Source organism: Trinickia sp. (assembly GCF_051954495.1).
Lineage (GTDB): Bacteria > Pseudomonadota > Gammaproteobacteria > Burkholderiales > Burkholderiaceae > Trinickia.
Genome location: NZ_JBQCHR010000124.1, coordinates 23,794 through 41,457, shown reverse-complemented (window position 1 = coordinate 41,457; position 17,664 = coordinate 23,794). Strand labels below are relative to the sequence as shown.

18 protein-coding genes are annotated in these 17,664 nt (G+C 65.8%); 2 read left to right on the top strand and 16 right to left on the bottom strand.

The genetic code is table 11. From position 1 onward, the window contains the following. On the bottom strand, nucleotides 1-1,113 hold a 1,113-nt coding region (locus tag ACTHNR_RS16800), incomplete at its 3' end, for an FAD-binding oxidoreductase (RefSeq protein ID WP_440548786.1). Between the two features lie 361 nt (nucleotides 1,114-1,474). Between ACTHNR_RS16800 and hfq the strand changes: the two genes are divergently transcribed. Further along, a complete protein-coding gene (gene hfq, locus ACTHNR_RS16795; RefSeq protein ID WP_440548785.1) occupies nucleotides 1,475-1,984 on the top strand; it encodes an RNA chaperone Hfq in 510 nt (169 codons plus the stop codon). Nucleotides 1,985-2,053: 69 nt separating this feature from the next. Here the strand turns inward: hfq and ACTHNR_RS16790 are convergent, their stop codons facing one another. After that, on the bottom strand, nucleotides 2,054-2,377 hold the full coding sequence (locus ACTHNR_RS16790; RefSeq protein WP_440548784.1) for an antibiotic biosynthesis monooxygenase family protein: 324 nt from the start codon (nucleotides 2,375-2,377) through the stop codon (nucleotides 2,054-2,056). Nucleotides 2,378-2,436: 59 nt separating this feature from the next. Here ACTHNR_RS16790 and ACTHNR_RS16785 point away from each other — a divergent pair, with 59 nt between their 5' ends. After that, nucleotides 2,437-3,129: a GntR family transcriptional regulator gene (locus ACTHNR_RS16785; RefSeq protein ID WP_440548783.1), complete on the top strand. Its 693-nt coding sequence runs from the start codon at nucleotides 2,437-2,439 to the stop codon at nucleotides 3,127-3,129. A 114-nt stretch (nucleotides 3,130-3,243) separates the two neighbouring features. On the opposite strand, the gene ACTHNR_RS16780 is transcribed toward ACTHNR_RS16785, so the two are convergent. The 14 genes from ACTHNR_RS16780 to ACTHNR_RS16715 form a co-directional block, all read right to left on the bottom strand. Continuing rightward, nucleotides 3,244-4,029, bottom strand: a complete 786-nt coding sequence (locus ACTHNR_RS16780; RefSeq protein WP_440548782.1) for a DUF2968 domain-containing protein — start codon at nucleotides 4,027-4,029, stop codon at nucleotides 3,244-3,246. A 59-nt stretch (nucleotides 4,030-4,088) separates the two neighbouring features. Then, nucleotides 4,089-5,483 (bottom strand): sigma 54-interacting transcriptional regulator, encoded by a 1,395-nt coding sequence (locus ACTHNR_RS16775; RefSeq protein WP_440548781.1) that lies wholly within the window; start codon nucleotides 5,481-5,483, stop codon nucleotides 4,089-4,091. A 36-nt stretch (nucleotides 5,484-5,519) separates the two neighbouring features. After that, the gene (locus ACTHNR_RS16770) at nucleotides 5,520-7,316 is read right to left on the bottom strand and encodes a TadG family pilus assembly protein (RefSeq protein WP_440548780.1); all 1,797 of its coding nucleotides are present in this window, start codon (nucleotides 7,314-7,316) and stop codon (nucleotides 5,520-5,522) included. Between the two features lie 13 nt (nucleotides 7,317-7,329). Further along, nucleotides 7,330-7,731 carry a DUF3613 domain-containing protein gene (locus tag ACTHNR_RS16765; RefSeq protein WP_440548779.1) on the bottom strand — a complete coding sequence of 134 codons (402 nt, stop codon included), beginning with the start codon at nucleotides 7,729-7,731 and terminating at the stop codon, nucleotides 7,330-7,332. Nucleotides 7,732-7,776: 45 nt separating this feature from the next. Continuing rightward, entirely contained in the window at nucleotides 7,777-8,559 is a 783-nt protein-coding gene (locus ACTHNR_RS16760; RefSeq protein ID WP_440548778.1) for a pilus assembly protein, read from the bottom strand. Between the two features lie 15 nt (nucleotides 8,560-8,574). Then, complete coding sequence (locus ACTHNR_RS16755) at nucleotides 8,575-9,594, bottom strand: type II secretion system F family protein (protein WP_440548777.1); 1,020 nt, start codon at nucleotides 9,592-9,594, stop codon at nucleotides 8,575-8,577. Nucleotides 9,595-9,597: 3 nt separating this feature from the next. After that, entirely contained in the window at nucleotides 9,598-10,644 is a 1,047-nt protein-coding gene (locus tag ACTHNR_RS16750; RefSeq protein ID WP_440548776.1) for a type II secretion system F family protein, read from the bottom strand. Further along, on the bottom strand, nucleotides 10,637-11,968 hold the full coding sequence (locus ACTHNR_RS16745) for a CpaF family protein (protein ID WP_440548775.1): 1,332 nt from the start codon (nucleotides 11,966-11,968) through the stop codon (nucleotides 10,637-10,639). The genes ACTHNR_RS16750 and ACTHNR_RS16745 overlap by 8 nt, the downstream gene beginning before the upstream one ends. A 3-nt stretch (nucleotides 11,969-11,971) precedes the next feature. Next, on the bottom strand, nucleotides 11,972-13,291 hold the full coding sequence (locus ACTHNR_RS16740) for a fimbrial protein (RefSeq protein WP_440548774.1): 1,320 nt from the start codon (nucleotides 13,289-13,291) through the stop codon (nucleotides 11,972-11,974). A 64-nt stretch (nucleotides 13,292-13,355) separates the two neighbouring features. After that, the gene (locus ACTHNR_RS16735; protein WP_440548788.1) at nucleotides 13,356-14,753 is read right to left on the bottom strand and encodes a type II and III secretion system protein family protein; all 1,398 of its coding nucleotides are present in this window, start codon (nucleotides 14,751-14,753) and stop codon (nucleotides 13,356-13,358) included. A 156-nt stretch (nucleotides 14,754-14,909) separates the two neighbouring features. After that, nucleotides 14,910-15,851, bottom strand: coding sequence for a Flp pilus assembly protein CpaB (cpaB, locus tag ACTHNR_RS16730; RefSeq protein WP_440548773.1), 942 nt, complete (start codon nucleotides 15,849-15,851; stop codon nucleotides 14,910-14,912). 88 nt (nucleotides 15,852-15,939) lie between these two features. Next, entirely contained in the window at nucleotides 15,940-16,410 is a 471-nt protein-coding gene (locus tag ACTHNR_RS16725) for a TadE/TadG family type IV pilus assembly protein (RefSeq protein ID WP_440548772.1), read from the bottom strand. Further along, nucleotides 16,407-16,916 (bottom strand): A24 family peptidase, encoded by a 510-nt coding sequence (locus ACTHNR_RS16720; protein WP_440548771.1) that lies wholly within the window; start codon nucleotides 16,914-16,916, stop codon nucleotides 16,407-16,409. Before ACTHNR_RS16720 ends, ACTHNR_RS16725 begins: the two co-directional genes overlap by 4 nt. Before the next feature lie 124 nt (nucleotides 16,917-17,040). Continuing rightward, on the bottom strand, nucleotides 17,041-17,208 hold the full coding sequence (locus ACTHNR_RS16715; protein WP_440548770.1) for a Flp family type IVb pilin: 168 nt from the start codon (nucleotides 17,206-17,208) through the stop codon (nucleotides 17,041-17,043). Nucleotides 17,209-17,664: the final 456 nt, after the last annotated feature.

Here is a 17,664-nt window from a genome sequence, read left to right as displayed (position 1 = left end):
CGCCGGAATGCCCGCCATATTGCGCTCGCTGCCGCCTACGGGCTCCGCATCCGGTGTATAACGATGCGCGTCGATCCGCGCACCGGGCAACGCCGCAAACGCGCGATGTGCAATATCGAACCGCGCTTGCACGACGCTCGGTTCGCCGTAAATCGCGAAGTGCACGTTCCAACGCCCGATGTCGAGCCGGGCCACCATCTTGTCGACGACCGCCTCGGGAACCGGCCCGGCGCCGTCATACCAGTCGCTACGTGAAGACATGCCCGCCGCATGACGAATCGCGCCTTCGATCACGGCATGATGACGAATGGTTTCACCGAGCCTGAGCGGCCGAAGCGTCTCCACGGCCGCCTCTAAATCGCCTTCCCGCGGCAGTTTCACGTGCGCGATGACATAGCTTTCCGGGCGCGGCATCAGCCACAAGCCCAGCTTCGTCACCACGCCGAAATTCGATTGCATGAACATCGCATCGTACGAAGGCCCGTAACCGGGCTTGTAAAGCTGCCAAGCTTGGCCGATCTCGATTCCGCCCATGCCGGTGCGCACGAGTTCGCCATTTGCCAACATCACTTCCATGCCGCACTGATGCGCCGCGTGATCGCCGTAAGGCGTGTAGCCGAAGCCTCGCTCGAGCGTGTTGCCCACGATGCTTCCCCACCCCGCCGAGGCCGGGTCGATCCAAAGTTTCAGCCCGTGCTCGCGCAAATGGGCGTAGAGATCGAAATACGTGACGCCGGGCTCGACGAGCGCATAAGCCAATTTCTCGTCGACCGCCAAAATCCTGTTCATGCGCTTCAGATCGAGTACGACCGAGCCGGTCAAACGCGGCGCTGCCCCTCCGTAGGCGAAGTTTCGGCCCGTGGAAACGGGCCAGAGCGGCAATTGATAGGCGCGCGCGACCCGCAAGATCTGGCGCGTTTCGTCCACGGAAGCGGGCAATACGGCGGCCGACGCGGCGAACGCTCGCGCCATGGGTTGCGGCGCGAACGGGTCGGCGTACTCGCGCAAGCCATCGGCGGACGTGACCATGTTCGTCTGGCCGACAATCGAAGCCAACTCGCGTAGCGCTTGCGCGAATCGGGCTTCCGATAGGTTCTGCGGACGCACATTCATCGATCGGAGCCTGAAGTTGTCGTTTGCGTAAAGTACGTGCGATCGGCGGCGCAGTCGGCGCCAAGGTCGTTATCTCGATTCTCATCGATGATAAGCGCGGCGCTTCAGGGCGCAAGGAAATGCGAGAAAACATTCGGAATATCTACCGCTTTCGGCCAAATGGCCGGCGTTTACGGGACCACGCCACGCCGCGACAGTGCGAAACTTCGTCGGAAAACGCCTTAACGACGCGTGGAAGCAGGCGATCTCAGCCAAATCGACACGCACTTCGCGCACACAGGGTAAAATCCGGCCCATTCGCGCGCGTATCGTCGCGTAGCCGCCAACCAACCGTGGAGCAGCCCCCGCTGCTGTCCTAGCAATGCCGAATCCGTCAGAATCGCATCCGCAAAACGACTTCATGAACGCCGCGCGCAAAGAGCGCAAGCGCGTCGAGATCTACCTCGTCAACGGCATTCGCCTAACGGGCTGCATCGAGTCGTTCGATCAATACCTCGTCATGCTGCGCACGCCCGTGGGGCTGCAAGGCATTTACAAGCGCGCGATCTCGACGATCCAGCTCGATACGGGCACGCGCCCCGGCCCGCGCGGTCCGCGCACCGGCGGCTACGGCGAGCGCCATGGCTCGCGCGAAGGTTCGGGGCCGCGCGAGGGCCGTGAAGGCCGTGAGCCTCGCGAGGGGCGCGAGCCGCGCGAGCCGAGGGAACCGCGCGAGCACTACGGCTCGTCGCCCGCCCCCGAGCATCGCTCGTCGGAGGGCCCGGTGGTCGTCACGCGCCGGCGCCGTCCGTTCAGCACGCTGCCCAGCAGCCCAGGCGGCAACCACGGGCACGGAAACGACAACGGCGATTCGGGCAATCGCGACGAATAAGCCCCCACCGCCGGCGGCGGGTGCGCCCCGCCGCCGCGCATTGGCCTGACGGCCAACCCTCCCGTTCGATCAGTCCTTCTTGAACGAATAATCGCGCTCGACCTTGCAGATGCGCGTCACATATTCCTCATACCAACGCTCGCGCCCCTGCCGCTGGGCGACGAGATGCGTCGCGTCGGCTTTCCAAGCCGCGATCGATTCCAGATCCCGCCAGTAAGAAACGGTAATGCCGACCCCGCTGCGCGCCGACTCCACGCCCAAATAGCCGGGCTGCTTTTCCGCCGCTTCGCTCAGTATTTGGTCCATCTCTGAATACCCATCGTCGACTTCGGTGCGCATCGACGTAAAAATCACGGCGTAGTACGGCGTGGCGCCGGTATCCGCAAACGACATGTAAGCCTCCGTCTTGGTAGTTTGGTATACCATTATGCCAAACTTTGCGAACATCACACATGCAAACGAAGCTCGATTCCACCGCCGATACCATCGCCTCATCGCTGCGCGTCTTGATTGCCAAAGGCGAACTGCGCGACGGCATGCGGCTCGTCGAACGCGATCTGGCCGATCGCTTTTCGGTCAGCCGCATCCCGCTGCGCGAAGCCTTGAAGACGCTCGAGACAGAAGGCCTCATCGATATCCATCGCAACCGGGGCGCCGTCGTGCGCACCTTGACCCCGGCGGACATCGACGAAATCTACGGGCTACGCACATTGCTCGAGGGCGATGCGATCTTTCGCGCAGTGAAGCGAATGACCGAGGAAACGATCGTGCGCGCCGAACTCGTGCACCGCCTACTCGGCAAAGCAGCGACTACCGAGAAGCAAGGGGAATTGAATCGCGAATTCCACGAGTTGCTCTATGCGCCGTGCGGCAATGCTCGCCAACTCAAAGCGATTCGCGAGCTGCGGGGCCAAGTCGAGCGTTACGAGCGGCTGCAAAGCACCTTGCTCGCCGATACGCCGGCGTTTCAGCACGAACACTTGGCTATCTTGAAGGCATGCCGTGCCCGCGATGCGCGCGGCGCGAAGGCGATGACGGTCGCGCATTTGGCCAGCGCGAAACGCATCGTGGAAAGAGTCGTTGCACAAGCGATCGGGCAGCGCGAATCGAGCGACGGAGCGGCGCCGCCTCGCCACCGAACATGAAGACGAAAACGAAAGCGAAAACGAAAGCGAAAGCGCCGTCATGCAGCCGTCTGAACGGCCGCACGACGGCGACGATTTGACCCGAGCGAGGGCATCCAAGGATGCCCGTGCGCGTCAGTGCTTGCGGTGACGCTGGGCGCGCGTGCGGGGCAAGCCCCGTTCCGCCTGCTGCTGCAGCGAGTGAACCTGTTGCCGCACCGCGCTCAACTGCTCCTGCGCCGCAAGCTTCTGGTTCTGCAACGCCGCGGCCTCTTCACGCGCCTGCTTCTGACGGCTCGCGGCGAGTTCCTGTTGCTTGCGTGCGACGTCGAGATCGGCCTGCAGGCGATCGGCGCGCGCTTGCGCGGCCGCGATCAGTTCCTCGGTGTAGGCCTTTTGAGCCGCGAGTTTCGTTCGCTTGATTTCAACATCGGCAAGCTGCGCACTCCGACGTGTGAACTCGGCATACACGGCTTCCGCATAATCCTCGTTCGTCGTCTTGATCACGCGCCAGAAATTCTTCTGCTGAAAGAGTACGACGTAATACGTCATATCTTTACCGTGCAGCAACAGGCTCGCCCCGTAGGTCCCGTTGTACGCGGTACGCAGCTCCGACAGCTCCGTGCCGTGCATTAGCCGTTGTAATTCGGCAACATTTCCCTGCCCATCGCCCCCTTCGTCGGCCGCCGGGGCGGATGCCGCTTGGTCAGGCGACGTGACGGGCGCCGACAGCTGCGCCGATTGCGCCGATTGCGGCGGCTGCGCCGACGAAGCGGCTACGACAGTAGAAGGCGCCGACGGTGCAACGTTTGCGGCGTTGTCCGTGGCCGATTGCGCCGTGGCGCAACCATTGATTCCCAATCCCCCGATTGCGATCAGCGCTGCAAGCGCGGTCCCCCGCATACGCGAATAGTGGCTCATATGTCCTTTCCTGCGCTAATAGTTCTACTTTTTGAGACAACTTTGACTCAAGCGCGCCATTATCCCTCACTTTCTCGCGTTTCGGGCTCCTCGTCGAATATCTGGTACTTCCGCATTTTTTCCCACAAGACTTTTCGGCTGATTCCGAGATATTGTGCTGTGTCCTGCCGCCGCCATGCGTTCGAGGCGAGTGCCGCGATCACGCGCGTGCGCTCGGCCATGTCCCATTTGCTGCGGTCGACCACGACTTCGCTCGCATTTTCGGCCGGCGCCGGCTGCGCATTGCGGGCGTGGGCGATCAGCCGTCGCAGTCGCGCGGCGTCCCAGGCGCCGATCTGCCGCACCGTCACGCCGATCCGCTCAGCGAGGTTGCGCAATTCGCGCACGTTGCCGGGGAAGTAGGTGTCGGCCACGGCGTCGGCCAGCCAGTAGGGAATCTCCGGCAGGCTCTCGAGGCGCTCGGCGCCGACCACCGAAGCGATGAACGCCTTGAAGATCGCGATCTTGTCGATGGCGCCGCGCTCTTCGAGCGAGGGGATGCGCAACTCGATCACGGCCAGGCGGTAATAGAGATCGGCTCGAAACGCGCCGTCCTTGACGAGTTGCGGCAAATCCTTGTTCGTCGCAGCCACCAGGCGGAAATCGACCTTGACGGGCGCGGCCGATCCGATACGCGTCACCGCCCCGTCTTCCAGCACGCGCAGCAGCTTGACCTGCTGGTAGAGCGGCAAATCGCCGATCTCGTCGAGAAACAGCGTGCCGCCGTCAGCCTGCTCGAAATAGCCCTTGTGCGCGCCCACCGCGCCTGTGAACGACCCCTTGGCGTGCCCGAAGAAAAGCGACTCGAACAAACCGTCGGGGATGGCTCCGCAATTGACGGGGACGAACGGGCCCGCGCCGTAGCGGCCATGCTTTTCATGCAAAAGGTGTGCGATGCGCTCCTTGCCCACGCCCGTTTCGCCGCGAATCAGCACGCTCGTATCGCAATCGGCGAACGTATCGACCTCGTGCAGCAGCGCCTGCATGCTGTCCGAATGCGCGACGAGCGCGGTGGGCTCCAATGCCTGCGCGCTGTGGGCGCGCAGCTGCGTCAGGAGCTTGGTCACCATGCCGCGCAACTCGGCGCCCGTGAAGTCGAGCGGCAACACGTGCGAGTATTCGGCCGGATACATCGCCGGATCGCGCTCGCGCGGCAAGGCGCCCACCCAAATCACGGGCATGCCGGTATGAGCCTGCCAGTCGCGCAGCTTCGCGCCGCCGCCGTCGATGATGCTCACGCTGATCACCGCGATCGATGCACGCGATGCGCTTCGCTCGGGCGCGTTCGTCATATCGTCGGCGCGAATCACGTCCACGTCGAAGCTCGACATGCAGCGCACCACGCGCTCGACGATGTCTGCCTTGCCCTCCCAGACGTAAATATCCAGTTCCTCGATTGTATGGGCGGTTCTCATCTTTTTTCGGTGTCCTAAACATCGATGTTCCGGGCGTCAATCGACGAGCTGCGAAGCGCCGCAGGTCAACGACAAATCGTGGATCGTCGCCACGCCGAGTTGCACGCCGAGCAACTGAAGCAAAGGATCGATGGCCAAGTCGATCCCGCCAAGCAACTGATCGAGCGCCGGCGTAAGCGCCGCCAGCACCGCGCCGACGACAAGGTCGACCGGCAGCGGCAGCCCGCCCAGCAGCGTGACGTGTAGCCCACCGGGCTGCGACATGGACGCCGTGAGCCCAGCGAGCGCCGTCGCCAGCACGGAGCCGACGGCATTGGAATTGGCGCTTTGGTAGTCGTCGGCGTTGGGCGTCACGCCGTCGAACGTCAGCGTCGCCGCCGACGCCTGCGGCACCACCGCCGGCAACGACGCGTTCGTGGTCACCTTCACGACATTGGTCACGTTCACGAGCGTCGCGCTTTTCGTACAGCTGAACGGCTGCGAAGCGGAGAAAGCGCCGGGTGGATCGCCGATACAGACCTTCGCCAACCCAGGCTGCACGCCGATCGTCGACGTGCTTGCCGCTTTCGTCGGCGCGCAGTTGGCGGTTTGCAGCCACGCCGTGCCCGGTGCGGCTTCGAGCGAGAGCGGCAGATTGAGCGCCACCGCGCCGATGAGCGGCAGCGGGGGCGTGCCGAGCGCGACGTTCAGATACAAGCGCACCTGGGCCGTATGCGCTAGCGTGCGCCACTGCTGCGAAGCCGGGTCCATTCCGGCTTCGCCGATGGCAAGCACGGGTGGTTCGATGATTTGCACCTGCACCGTGGCCGCTAAGCCCGCGATGTTCATGCCCGCCGCCAAGGCGACGGGCGGCTGGCCCGCTTTCGCGACCTCGGCCGCGACGAGCAGCGCGTCGAACGGGCTGACTGTCGCATCGAGCGCGCTTTGGCTGTCCGCCGCTTCGATCGAGAACACCCCGCGTCCGCTCTCGCCATCGCCGAGCGGCACTTGCACCGTTTTCGCGACGGCGCCGCTAGCGATGGCCTGCAGCGTGGCGAGGTCGGTCTGCAGGTTGGCGTCGGCGATCGAACCGGAGGACAGCGCCGTCGCCATGAGATCGGCCAACTGGGCGAGCGTCAATTGCGCCGCCAGCAATTGACGCACCGTGCCGACAGTCGCCGCCGCCGCCAAGTCGCGCATGCGCACGCGTGCGCTCGCCAGCGATTCGTAGGAGGCAATGGCGAGATTCAGATTCGCGCCGAGCAGCGCGCCCAGCATCGAATTGACGAGGCCGCCCTGCAACTGCGCGAGCGTCGTCCCGATCGTGAAGGCGCCCAAGTTCGTCGCTTTCGCCGTCGCGCTCGCACTGATCCGCCGCGCGGGGCCTAGGAAGAAGTAGGGGACGGTTCGCTGCGCGCTCACCCGCACGGCGTTTAGCGGCGTTGCTGCGTTGGCGGCGACGAATGCAGTGTTCGCGTCCCAGCGTCCGCAGACGATCGTCAGGGAATTGCCGGTCGCGTTGGCGTCGAAGCCGTTCACCCGCGCGTTCGCGCGCGCCATGGCCGCGGGCTGGGCGCAAGCGTCGTCCATCGTTTGAGCGGCCGCCAGCGCCGCCAGATCCGCCGTACGCTGCAGCGCGCGCCGCGCGAAAAACGCGTTGCCGACATCGAGCGCACCGAGCGACGCAATCACGATCGTCATGAACAAGGCGACGATGGGCGCCACGGCGCCGCGCTGGCGCCGAGCATTTCGCCGCGTCGACCCGGCCACGCATCGGCTCCTCTGTTCGAAGGCCAACCCCTCCGTGGCAAGAGCCCGGCGACGATGCATGATCGATGTCGATGTGTGCGGCATGGGCGGGCTAGCCTCAGTTCGAGCCCGAGGGCGGCGTGGAGATCGCTCCGGCGCCCGTAGCGTCCGCACGCGATGCACCGCCCTCGCCCGAGAAGGCAGAACCGAACGAAGCGGGAATCTTGGTTCGGAACGAGTTCATGTATCGCTCGTAGGCGAGCGTCGCTTGCGCACCGGGCATCGGCATAGCCGGTGCGGCAGCCGCGTTCGTTCGCTGCAATTCGAGCCACTCGCGCGTTGCATCGCCGATCAAAGCTGCGTGACGGCTCCCCGCCCCCGCGCTTGCGCGCGACGATGCATCCGCGTCGGGCGAACCGGCTTGCGCCTCGCCGCACACGAGCGCGCTCATGCAGGCGATCGCGCACGTCGCACCCCCTACCCTGCGCAGCGCGGCGCCGATCTTCGATGCCTGTTTCATCGTATCTCTGCCTCCCATAGCGTCATTGCTCGAAGCACGTAGGCTTCAACGCGAAGCTGCCGCATCGCGCGACGCGGCTGCACCGACTCGATAAGAGCGCGCCGCCGACGCCACCTTGGCGGCGTCCTCGCGAATCGCCGAACGCACCGGCGGCGAGAACCGCTGGTCATCCATCCAGGCGCGCGCTTCTTTTGCTCGACCTTGTGCGAACATCAGCAGCGCAAGGTTCGATTTGATGCGCGCGCTATGCGCGTCGAGCTCGGCCGCTTGCATGAGCGGCACCCGCGCATCGGCCACGGCGCCCTCGCGCAACAAGGCATAGCCGAGATCGGAGAGCGTCGCCGCATCGGTCGGGGCCAGCGCGACGGCCTGCGTCAATTGGCGCGACGCCTCCCGAAAGTCGCCCGCGGCACCGGCGAGCAGACCGAGCCCGCGATGACCGCGCGCCGCCAGCGCCGTGCGCAGCAACGCGCGGTAGGCTTGCGCGCTCGCGGACGGCTGGCCGGTCTCGCGCAGCGCATCGGCGCGCAGCAAGGTCGACTCGGGCGTCGCGCCGTACTGCTTTTCGTAAGCGTCGATATGCGCTAGCGACGCGTAATAGAGCCCTTGGTGCTGCATGCGGTCGATCAGCGCGAGATACATGCCCGGCGTGTCGGGAGCGGGATCTTTGTCGGCCGCCGCTTGCGCTGCCGCGCGCTCGGCCTGCGCGCCCGCGCCATAGCCGGACTCCTTGAAGGCGCAGGCGCCGCAGCACAACGCGAGCGCGGCGACGCAAACCGCTTCGCGCAACGTACGCGTACGAGGACGGCCGGTGTATGGATCGCTCAAGTCATCCCTCCGCATTCATCGATGAACCGCGCTCAACGATCGAACGACCGCAAGCAAGCCGGGGCCGGCCGTGACGATCAGCAGCGCCGGCAGCAGCGTGACGATCATCACGCCCGTCATCTTCACGGTGAGCCGTCCTATTCTTTCGCGCAGCATCGCCCGGCGCGTTTCGCGCAAGCGGTCGCCGAATTGCTTGAGCGGCTCCTGCACCGCACCGCCATGGCGGTCCACCTGAATCATCAGCCGCACCACGGCGCGTAAATCCTCGTTATCGAAACTCGCGCCCAAACGCTGCAGCGATTGTTCGCGCGTGCGGCCCGCCGCGAATTGACGCTGCGCGAGTTCGAGCTCGACGGCCAGCACCGGCAGCATCGAACGAAAGTCGCCCACCGTCACCTGCAAGCTCTGATCGAGCGAGAGGCCTACACCTTGAAGCAGACGCAGCAGATCGACGAGCACCGGCATTTCGTCGGCCACCGCGCGGCGCCGGATCGCGGCGCGCCGGGCCAGGGCCAGCTTCGGCAGCATGAATCCGACCGCGAACGCGCCAATGGCGAAGACGACGCGGTAGCCCCCCGGGATCAGCGCCCCCCAGAGCCAGCTCGCGAGCGACGGCACAGCCAGCGCGCACCCCAACCGAGAAAGCAGAAAGAAGCCGCGCGCATCGGCGTCGACAAAGCCGCATTGCTCAATGAGGCGCCGGTCTTCGCTCGCGACGATATGCCGGCCGAGCGGGGTGTCGAGCCAGCGCGCGCCCGCGTGACCGACGCGCGCCCGCCACCTCGCCATGCGTCCGGCGGGCGTCGAAGGCGGCGGCGCCGAAGCGGCGTCGCTCGGCCCGGGGCGACGCGCGCCCGCGGCATCGGACGCCCGCTGCGACGCGACGGCTGCGGCCACACGCCTTTCCAGCGCGTTCTCGAGCGTGCGCGCACCGCGTCGCTCCGCCGCCACGCGCGCGAACGCCACGTAGGCGAGCAGCAGACATCCGAGGGCGCCCAACGCCAGGGCCAGCGAGATCAGTCGGTCAGGCCGCATCGATCATGTCCTCAAGCGCGTCATCCGATAAAGCAAATACCCCCCGCCGGCCTGCAGCGCAAATGCGAGGTAAATCAAGTGCCGCCCGTCGGGGTCGCCCCACATCGCGCTGAAATACGCCGGATTGTTGGCGATCAGGAACGCGCCGATCGCGAGCGGCAGCGCCACCAGCACCCAAGCGGAAAGCCGGGTCTCGGCCGACATCGCGCCCAGTTCGCGCTCGGCCTGCTCGAGGTCGCGCATGAACGCCGCCATGCGTTCGAGCATGACATCCGCGCGGCCGCCGTACTTCACCGATAGGCGCAGCACCGCGCCGACGAACTCGAACTCGCGCGCACCGTAGAGCGCCGCGACGTGCGCCAGCGCGCGATCGATTTCCACGCCCGCACGCATCATTCGCGACACGTGATCGAGGCATTCGCGCAACGGCGCTTCCGTGGTTTGTAACGCGGCCTGGAACGCCGCGGGGACGCTGTTGCCGAGCGTGACGAGCCGCACGATTCCGTCGAGAAACGTCGGCAGTTGCACGATGATCGCCAAGCGCCGCCGCTGGGCACGCGCCGTCAACAGCACGGCCACGATCGCGCCAGCACCGATCGCGGCCGCGGACACGGCTACCGCGCCCGCGCGCCATCCGATCCAAACAAGCGCCAACGCCAACGCCGCGCAGGCGAACGCCAACCGAGCGCCGGCGTCGGCGAGCCCCGCCCGCACGACGAGGTTCTCGACGATGATCGGCATGGGCCGCCGCCGCTGGTGCACGCCGCGTCGGTCGCCGGCGGTAGGACTTGCCGCTTTGCCGGGCCGCGGCGACGCATGCGCGTTCGCCGGCGGCACGCCTTGCGCCATACGAGCGAGCGGCGCCGACGCCGACGTTGTCGCTGCGCCGCCTCTGCCCGCGACCGCCACTCCCGTCGCGGCAAGGCGGCTATCGATGAAGCGCTGGGCCCCGATTCGGCGCTGCGCGCGTGCGCCGCGCTGCCAAAGCAGCAGGGCAAGGGCAAGAAACAAAAGCGCGCAGGCCGCGAGTATCGCCGCGCCTTTAGACACGGAAGCCCCCCTGCGAAAAGTCCTGGTCGAAGCTCGCGCCGAGCATCGACTTATAGCGGGCAAGTTTGGGGGAATGCGGGTGAATGCCCAGCGAAGTCCAGTTGTCGATCTCCTCGCCGTCCGCATCGACGTGAGGTTCATAGCGATAGAGCTCTTGCGTGGCGATGATCGTGTCCGAAAGCCCGGTGACTTCCGTGACCGACAAGATGCGGCGCCGTCCGTTCGAGAGGCGGCCGATCTGCACGATGAAGTCGATCGCATTCGCTATCTGGCGCCTCAAACTCGACTCCGTGCCCTGAAAACCCGCGAAACCCGCGAGCATCTCCAGCCGATACAGACACTCGCGCGGCGAGCTTGCGTGCACCGTGCCCATCGAACCATCGTGGCCCGTATTCATGGCTTGCAGCATTTCGAGCACTTCGCCGCCGCGCACTTCGCCGACGATGATGCGATCGGGCCGCATTCTCAGCGAGTTGCGCAGCAGATCGCGAATCGTGACGAGCCCCGTTCCGTCAAAGCCCCCGGGCCGGCTCTCCAGACGCACGACATGCGGATGGTTGAGCGAAAGCTCGGCCGTGTCCTCGATCGTGACGACACGCTCGGGCTCGGGGATATGAAACGCAAGGGCATTGAGCAACGAGGTTTTGCCCGAGCTCGTGCCGCCCGACACGAGCACGTTGCATCGCGCCGCCACCGCCGCTTCGAGCAGCGCCCCGATCTCGGCGTCGTACGTGCCGTTGGCGAGCAGATCGGCCGGGCGCAGCGGATCCTTGCGGAACTTGCGGATCGACACCACGGGCCCGTCGATCGACAGCGGTTCGATGACGACGTTGACCCGCCCGCCGTCGGGCAAGCGCGCATCGACCATCGGATTCGATTCGTCCAGCCGCCGGCCGATCGGTGCAAGAATGCGTCGAACGATGCGCAGCAAATGCGCGTTGTCGGCGAAACGGACCGCCATTTTAGTGAGGATGCCGTGACGCGAAACATAGACGTCGCGGTACCCGTTCACGAGGATATCTTCTACGGCGGGGTCGCTCAGCAGATCCTCGATCGGCCCGAATCCGGCGAGTTCCTTCGTCAAGGCTTGCGCGATGAGCCGCACTTCGCTCTCGTTGATCGGAATACGGCGCAGACGAACGAAACTGTCCATCTCGAGATCGACGAACTGATTGATCGCCGCGCGCGACCATCGGCCGAACTCGGCGCCCAGCTCCTCGATGCGCGTGAGCAAGTGCTCGTGCGCCGCGTTCTTGATGTCTTGAAACTGCTGCGTATGCGCGAACGAGGAAGCATCGTCGGCAAATTCGATTTCGTTTGCCATCGTTTATGACCGCTTCGTAGGAAGATGAATGAATCGCATGAATCGATCGAACCCGCCGAATCGCGCAAGCCGTGCAAATCGCGCCGTTCGCGTCGACTCCTCCGCCTTACCGAGCAACGCCGCGCCGCCCACCGCACCCGCAACGTCCGCCGCGTCTGCTTGCGATGCCATGCGCTGGACGAGCGCATCGACGGCGCGCACATAGGGATCGCGTTCGGCGATGTCGGCCAGCAGCTTGCCTTGGTTCGCCGCTTGCGCAAGCGCCACGCGCCGCGAGGGCAACGTCGCGACGAGCGGCAAACCCAGCCGCGCCGCGATTTGCTCTGCCGATAACCCGAGGCGCACGTCGTACTGCGTCACCACCACGCCGATTCGCTCCGTGTCGAATTGCGCGGCCGCCAGTTCGCGCAGCAAATCGGCCGCCGACACCACCGACGCGATCGCGGGATTGCAAACAAGCCAGACGTCGTCCGCGGCTCGAGCGACCTGGGCGACGAATTCATGATTCGAAAAGCCGCCCAGATCGACGATCTGTTGATCGAAGAAAGCGCGCAAGCGCGTCAGCAGCGCCGCCGCCGATGCATACGAGACGGTGCGCAACGCCGATAGATCGGGCGAGAGCGTCGTCAAGGCGAGCCCGCTCGCATGGCGGGCAAGCGCCGTATGCACGAAGGTTTCGTCGAAACGGCGCAGATTGCGCACCGCTTCCACGAAGTCGAACTCGCTGCGCGTGTCGAGATACAGCATGCCGTCGCCGGCCGGCAGACCGAGATCGACGAGCGCCGCTTGCCGCCCCGCCGGCGCGCCGCGCTTTTGCAACCGTACGCCCAGATGAGCCGCGAGCGTGGAAACGCCCACGCCGACACGCGCGCCGAGCAGCGCCGTGAGCCGCCCGTGGCGCACAGGCGTTTGCGCCGCGTGCTCGAGCACTTCGCGGGCGATCCTCGCCGCTTCTTGCGACGCGCCCGCTAGGTCGACGAAATCGCGCACGCCCGCGCGCAGCGCCGCGACGGCGCTCTGCGGCTCGGTGAGCTTACCCACCGCGACGACCGGCGCCTGCAGCGACGACGCGCGCGCCGCCTGCACGGCCCGGTTCGCCGCGTCGATCCGCCCGCCGGAGAAATCGACGAACACGAGCGAAGGCCGTAACGCGGCGATGCGCTGCGCGAGTGCGCCCGGGTCGTGCCCCGCCGCCTCCACGGCGCCCGTCGTCGCAAGCGCGTCGGCCAGCCATCGAACGTTGGCTTCGTCGCTCGACGCGAACACGAAGCAATCGACGATCGCCCGTTCTGGCTCTGTCAAGGTTGGCGCCCTCGCATTCATCCTGCTTCCCCCTGCCGGGTCTGCGCTTGTGTAGTTTGCCCGGCCCATGACCGATACGCCGCCTTCATCGCGAGAAGCCGGGCCCGACATCGCCGGAAAGCGCGCCGCCCAAATACGATCGCCAGACGGGACCACCGTGCTGCTCCGATTGCTCGCCGGGCAGCGACGGCAACCGCGCATCTTTCGCCAGCGGCGAAACGAGGTGCGGCGTGACGATGATCACGAGCTCCTTGTCCTTGCGCTGGTAGTTGAGCTGCTTGAAGAACGCGCCGATGATCGGCAGGTCGCCGAGCAACGGCACCTTGCCCACGTTCGACAGCGTTTCTCGATCGATGAGACCGCCGATGACGAAGCTCTCGCCGTCGCCGAGCTCGACGGTCGTGTCCGCGCGCCGCGTGGTGATCGCCGGCACCGATACGCCGTTGATCGTCACTGCGTTCTGAAAGTCCAGCTGACTCGCTTCGGGCGCCACTTTCAACGCGATGCGCCGCGCGCTGAGCACCGTCGGCGTGAGGGTGAGCCCGACGCCGTAGGGCTTGTATTGAATCGACGTGGTGCCGAGCGCTTCGGGCACGGGAACGGGAATTTCGCCGCCCGCCAGAAAACTCGCGCTCTGGCCCGAGAGCGCGACGAGGGTCGGCTCTGCCAGCACGCGCGCGAGATTGTTGCTTTCCATGAGACTGAGATCGGCGAACAAGCCCCGTCCCGCCGAATTGAGCACGAGGTTGAACGCGGACGCGATCGGCACAGCGCCCACCGCCTGGAAATTCGATGTTCCCCCACCCGTGACCGAGGTCAAACCCGACGGTGCAAACGATCCGAATGCAAAACCGTTGCTCTGCTTGAACAGGTTCAAGCCGGCCTCCTTGAGCACGGTGCGGCTGAATTCGACCACACGCACATCGACCTGAACGATGCTGCGCGTGGCCACTGTCGATTCGTCGACGATCGCGCCGGCAGTGGCGCCTGCGCCATCGCGCCCGCCATTGCCGGCGAGCGCGCCGCGTCGATCGCCGCTCGACGTATTCGCGCGCGAGCGCTTGCTCGCCGCAAGCGCCGCGAGGTCGACGCCGCGTTGATGCGTTTCCATCGTCGGCGTACTGCCCGACACGACCACGTCCCCGTCATAGGTCGCGACGTGCGGCGCGGCGCCGTTTGCCAGCGCGGCGGCGGCGGCGGGCCTGACCGTGAGCGTCAGCGTTTGCGGCGCCGCCTGCGCCTTGTCCCAGAGCATCAGATTCGTCGTCCCGGGGGATTTGCCGACGACGAGTACGCCGCCCTTTCCGTTGCGCTCACGCATCACGAGAACATCGGCAACATCCGGATCGCCGACTGCGACGCGCGAGAGCGAGCGACCCGCCGCGAGCTGACGCTGCTCGCCCACGCTCAACTCCACCGCGGCGCTCGACGCTGTCTCCGGCCCGCGCTGCGCGACGGCTTGCGCCTGCGCCGCATGCGACATCGCACCGCTCGCGCAAAGCATCATGAAAAGCATGCCGCCTACCCGAGCGTACGCCATCGCCACACGTTTGCCCCCCGCTGCTGTCTTCGCCATGTCGTATGCCGTCCTCGTTTCCGGCCTTTCTTGATATTCGCGATCGAACCCGCGCGATCGCCGCTACTCGGTCAGGGTCTGCGCGCGCCCCCCTCGGATGACTTCGATCGCGCCTGCTTCATGAGACGGCCCGCTGCGCGCACGTGCGGCGGCCCTTGCCGTCGCGCCGAAACCGCCGGCCAACTCACTTAGCGACACGCCTGCGGCGGCTTGCTGCATGGCCAGCGGCTGGCTGCCGGCTGCCGCCGCGCCGGCGCGAATCAAGCCTGCCCGTCGCGCGCCCTGTCCGTCTGCGGCCGCGACTCCGCCCTCGTCGCGCGGGTTGCGCAGCGCCAATAGCACATGCCCGGTGCTGTCCGCCAACTCGAGGCGATCGACGTCGGCCGTCGGGACGGCCAATACCGCGGTGCGCACGCCGACGCCCACCTGCGCCGGGTTGCCGGCGCCCGAGTCCGTGCTGCCGAACGCGAGCACGCGTACGCGCGAGAGCAGCAAGCGCGTCTGCGACCGCGTGACTTCCGCTTGCGGGCCGACACCGGCCCCCTCTCGTTTGAGGGTGAAGAACACATCGACGAAGTTGCCGGGCCGGATTCGATTGCCGACGGCGCTGGCCTCATCGACATGCACGGCCACGGCACGCTCGCCCAAGCCGACTTGTTCGGCAAAACCCGACGACAGGTACGCCTCCAAGACCGTGACGTTGGGGCCGATGTCCGACAGCGGCACACGCTGCGTCACGAGCGATGCATCCGAAAACGCACCGCTCGGCCGCACCGGCAGCATGACGACGCGCAAGGCATCGCCCGTGATAGGGGTGCCGGCGGGCAACAAGCGCGTGGCGATCACCGTGGGAAACATCGTGTCCGGAGCCGCGGCCACCGCGACCGGCGTCGCCTGCGCCGCGGGCGCCGAATGCCGGCTCAAGGTCCAAGCGTAGAGCCCCAGCAGCAGCGCCGCGACGATCAATGCGCCGGCGGTGATCTTCGTGACGTTCAGATGCGTCATGCTCGTTTCCTTGGAGGCGACGATCGATGGATGTCCGGCCCCGCCTTCGCAGCGATGGCGCAGGTAAAAGGCCGTCCGTGCAGGCGCTTCATAACAAGTTTTCCGGGTCGAGCTGCACCGTGGCGACACTGGACAACGTCTGCGGCAACGCGAGGCTCAAAAGCGGCAGCTTCGGGACGATCGGATGACGCGCATAGTCGTACGTCAGCGTCACCTGCACGCATTGCATGGCGCTGTTGTAGCTGCAGCTTTGCGTCTGTGCGGCGCAAAGCGCGTAGGCGCGCAGCCACTGTGTCGATTGACTGGCCACGCTGCAGGCGTTCGCGCTGCGCGCCGTCAATGCGCCGGCGACGCTCGTCGCACTCTGATAGTTGAGCGCCGCCCGAGCCCCCTCCTCGGCCGCCAACGTCAGACTCTGCTGCGCCACGAACAGCACGCTATAGGTCACGATCCCGTACAGCACCGTGAATAGCAGCGGGAAGACGAGTGCGAATTCGACGGCCGCGCTGCCGGCGGCCCGCGCGTGCGGGCGCAACGTATGACGGCCGCACCGAATCATTGCGTCGCCCCGTGCAGCACATGGCCGAACCAGCGCAGCGACGCCGCGCCCACGAGCATCGCCGCATAAGGCGACGCACGACGCGCCCCGACGGCGAACGCCGGTCGCCCGCCGCGCCACGGCGACCACGGACGGTCGTTGCGCGATCTCACCTTAGCCGCGACGATCAAGGCAAGCGCATGCACGAGCGCCGCAATGCTCGCCGCCGCCCACACGCCGAACAACGCCGCCGCGCCGCACCATGCACCGAGCACGGCGAACACCTTCACGTCGGCCGCGCCCATCACGCCTAGCAGGAAGAACGGCAACAAGGAGGCCAGCCCCACGACGAAACCGACCACGGCCTGCGTGGGCGACACGCCGAGCGGCGACGCGTGAAGGGCCGCGCACGCGATCGCCGCCGCGCCGCCCGCTGCGACGAGCCAATTGGCGACACGGCGATCGCGGCAATCTCCCCAGGCGACGAGCACGGCCCACACGGCGAATAAAGCGCTTGCTGGTTGCATGCGTACTTTCGAATAGCTGGAAATGGCCGAATTAATCTACGCCGATCGCCGAGGCAATCAGCGCATCAGGTATTCATCGACGAGACGAAATCCCATTTTCTAAAACTTCGCCGCGGGATAAATGTCACGTTGTGATGGCTGCGGCGACAGCGGTGAAGACCGCATGGATATTCGTGCCGATGGTGCCGACTATGGTGGCGATAGCGGCCGCGATAAGTCCGGCGATGAGTGCATACTCGATCGCGGTCACCCCGCGATCTTCGCTTACGAAACGCTTGACGAGCTCGTTCATGAATGTTCCTCGAAGTGTAGATCGACGTCGTGCGAGTTCTGCTCGGCGACTTGCACGGAAGGGTCGAGCGCAAGCCTCGTTACCCCACCGTTTTCCTTATTCGACGTTGCTGTGCCGCCCCACTTTCGCCCGCAATCCGACTCTGGCTGCGCGGTTCTAACGATGAGCTGCGAATAATGAGTCGATGGCTCCCTCCGGTATCTGTCGGCTTTGTTTCTTTTGCTTATCGCCGATGCGAGTTGAACACTCAATCTGACTACAGCGCGACTCTACACTTCTTCACGGGGTCTTGTGATCACATTGAGCCTAGGGGTTACGATAGCTTAGATGGATTGCACTAAATGCTGAGACACAGCCGTTCAATAACGTGTTACGGCCACATCGGTAACGCCTCGGCCGCCTCGTTACGTTACGTTCTATTCAATTGCATCTCGCGTCGGCGACTTTTTACTCGAT

Excerpts from the sequence above, each read along its gene's own strand:
- hfq (WP_440548785.1), top strand. The coding sequence starts at position 1,475 with ATGCCGAATCCGTCAGAATCGCATCCGCAAAACGACTTCATGAACGCC.
- ACTHNR_RS16790 (WP_440548784.1), bottom strand. The coding sequence starts at position 2,377 with ATGTCGTTTGCGGATACCGGCGCCACGCCGTACTACGCCGTGATTTTT.
- ACTHNR_RS16785 (WP_440548783.1), top strand. The coding sequence starts at position 2,437 with ATGCAAACGAAGCTCGATTCCACCGCCGATACCATCGCCTCATCGCTG.
- ACTHNR_RS16780 (WP_440548782.1), bottom strand. The coding sequence starts at position 4,029 with ATGAGCCACTATTCGCGTATGCGGGGGACCGCGCTTGCAGCGCTGATC.
- ACTHNR_RS16775 (WP_440548781.1), bottom strand. The coding sequence starts at position 5,483 with ATGAGAACCGCCCATACAATCGAGGAACTGGATATTTACGTCTGGGAG.
- ACTHNR_RS16770 (WP_440548780.1), bottom strand. The coding sequence starts at position 7,316 with ATGCCGCACACATCGACATCGATCATGCATCGTCGCCGGGCTCTTGCC.
- ACTHNR_RS16765 (WP_440548779.1), bottom strand. The coding sequence starts at position 7,731 with ATGAAACAGGCATCGAAGATCGGCGCCGCGCTGCGCAGGGTAGGGGGT.
- ACTHNR_RS16755 (WP_440548777.1), bottom strand. The coding sequence starts at position 9,594 with ATGCGGCCTGACCGACTGATCTCGCTGGCCCTGGCGTTGGGCGCCCTC.
- ACTHNR_RS16745 (WP_440548775.1), bottom strand. The coding sequence starts at position 11,968 with ATGGCAAACGAAATCGAATTTGCCGACGATGCTTCCTCGTTCGCGCAT.
- ACTHNR_RS16740 (WP_440548774.1), bottom strand. The coding sequence starts at position 13,291 with ATGAATGCGAGGGCGCCAACCTTGACAGAGCCAGAACGGGCGATCGTC.
- ACTHNR_RS16735 (WP_440548788.1), bottom strand. The coding sequence starts at position 14,753 with ATGTCGCATGCGGCGCAGGCGCAAGCCGTCGCGCAGCGCGGGCCGGAG.
- cpaB (WP_440548773.1), bottom strand. The coding sequence starts at position 15,851 with ATGACGCATCTGAACGTCACGAAGATCACCGCCGGCGCATTGATCGTC.
- ACTHNR_RS16725 (WP_440548772.1), bottom strand. The coding sequence starts at position 16,410 with ATGATTCGGTGCGGCCGTCATACGTTGCGCCCGCACGCGCGGGCCGCC.
- ACTHNR_RS16720 (WP_440548771.1), bottom strand. The coding sequence starts at position 16,916 with ATGCAACCAGCAAGCGCTTTATTCGCCGTGTGGGCCGTGCTCGTCGCC.
- ACTHNR_RS16715 (WP_440548770.1), bottom strand. The coding sequence starts at position 17,208 with ATGAACGAGCTCGTCAAGCGTTTCGTAAGCGAAGATCGCGGGGTGACC.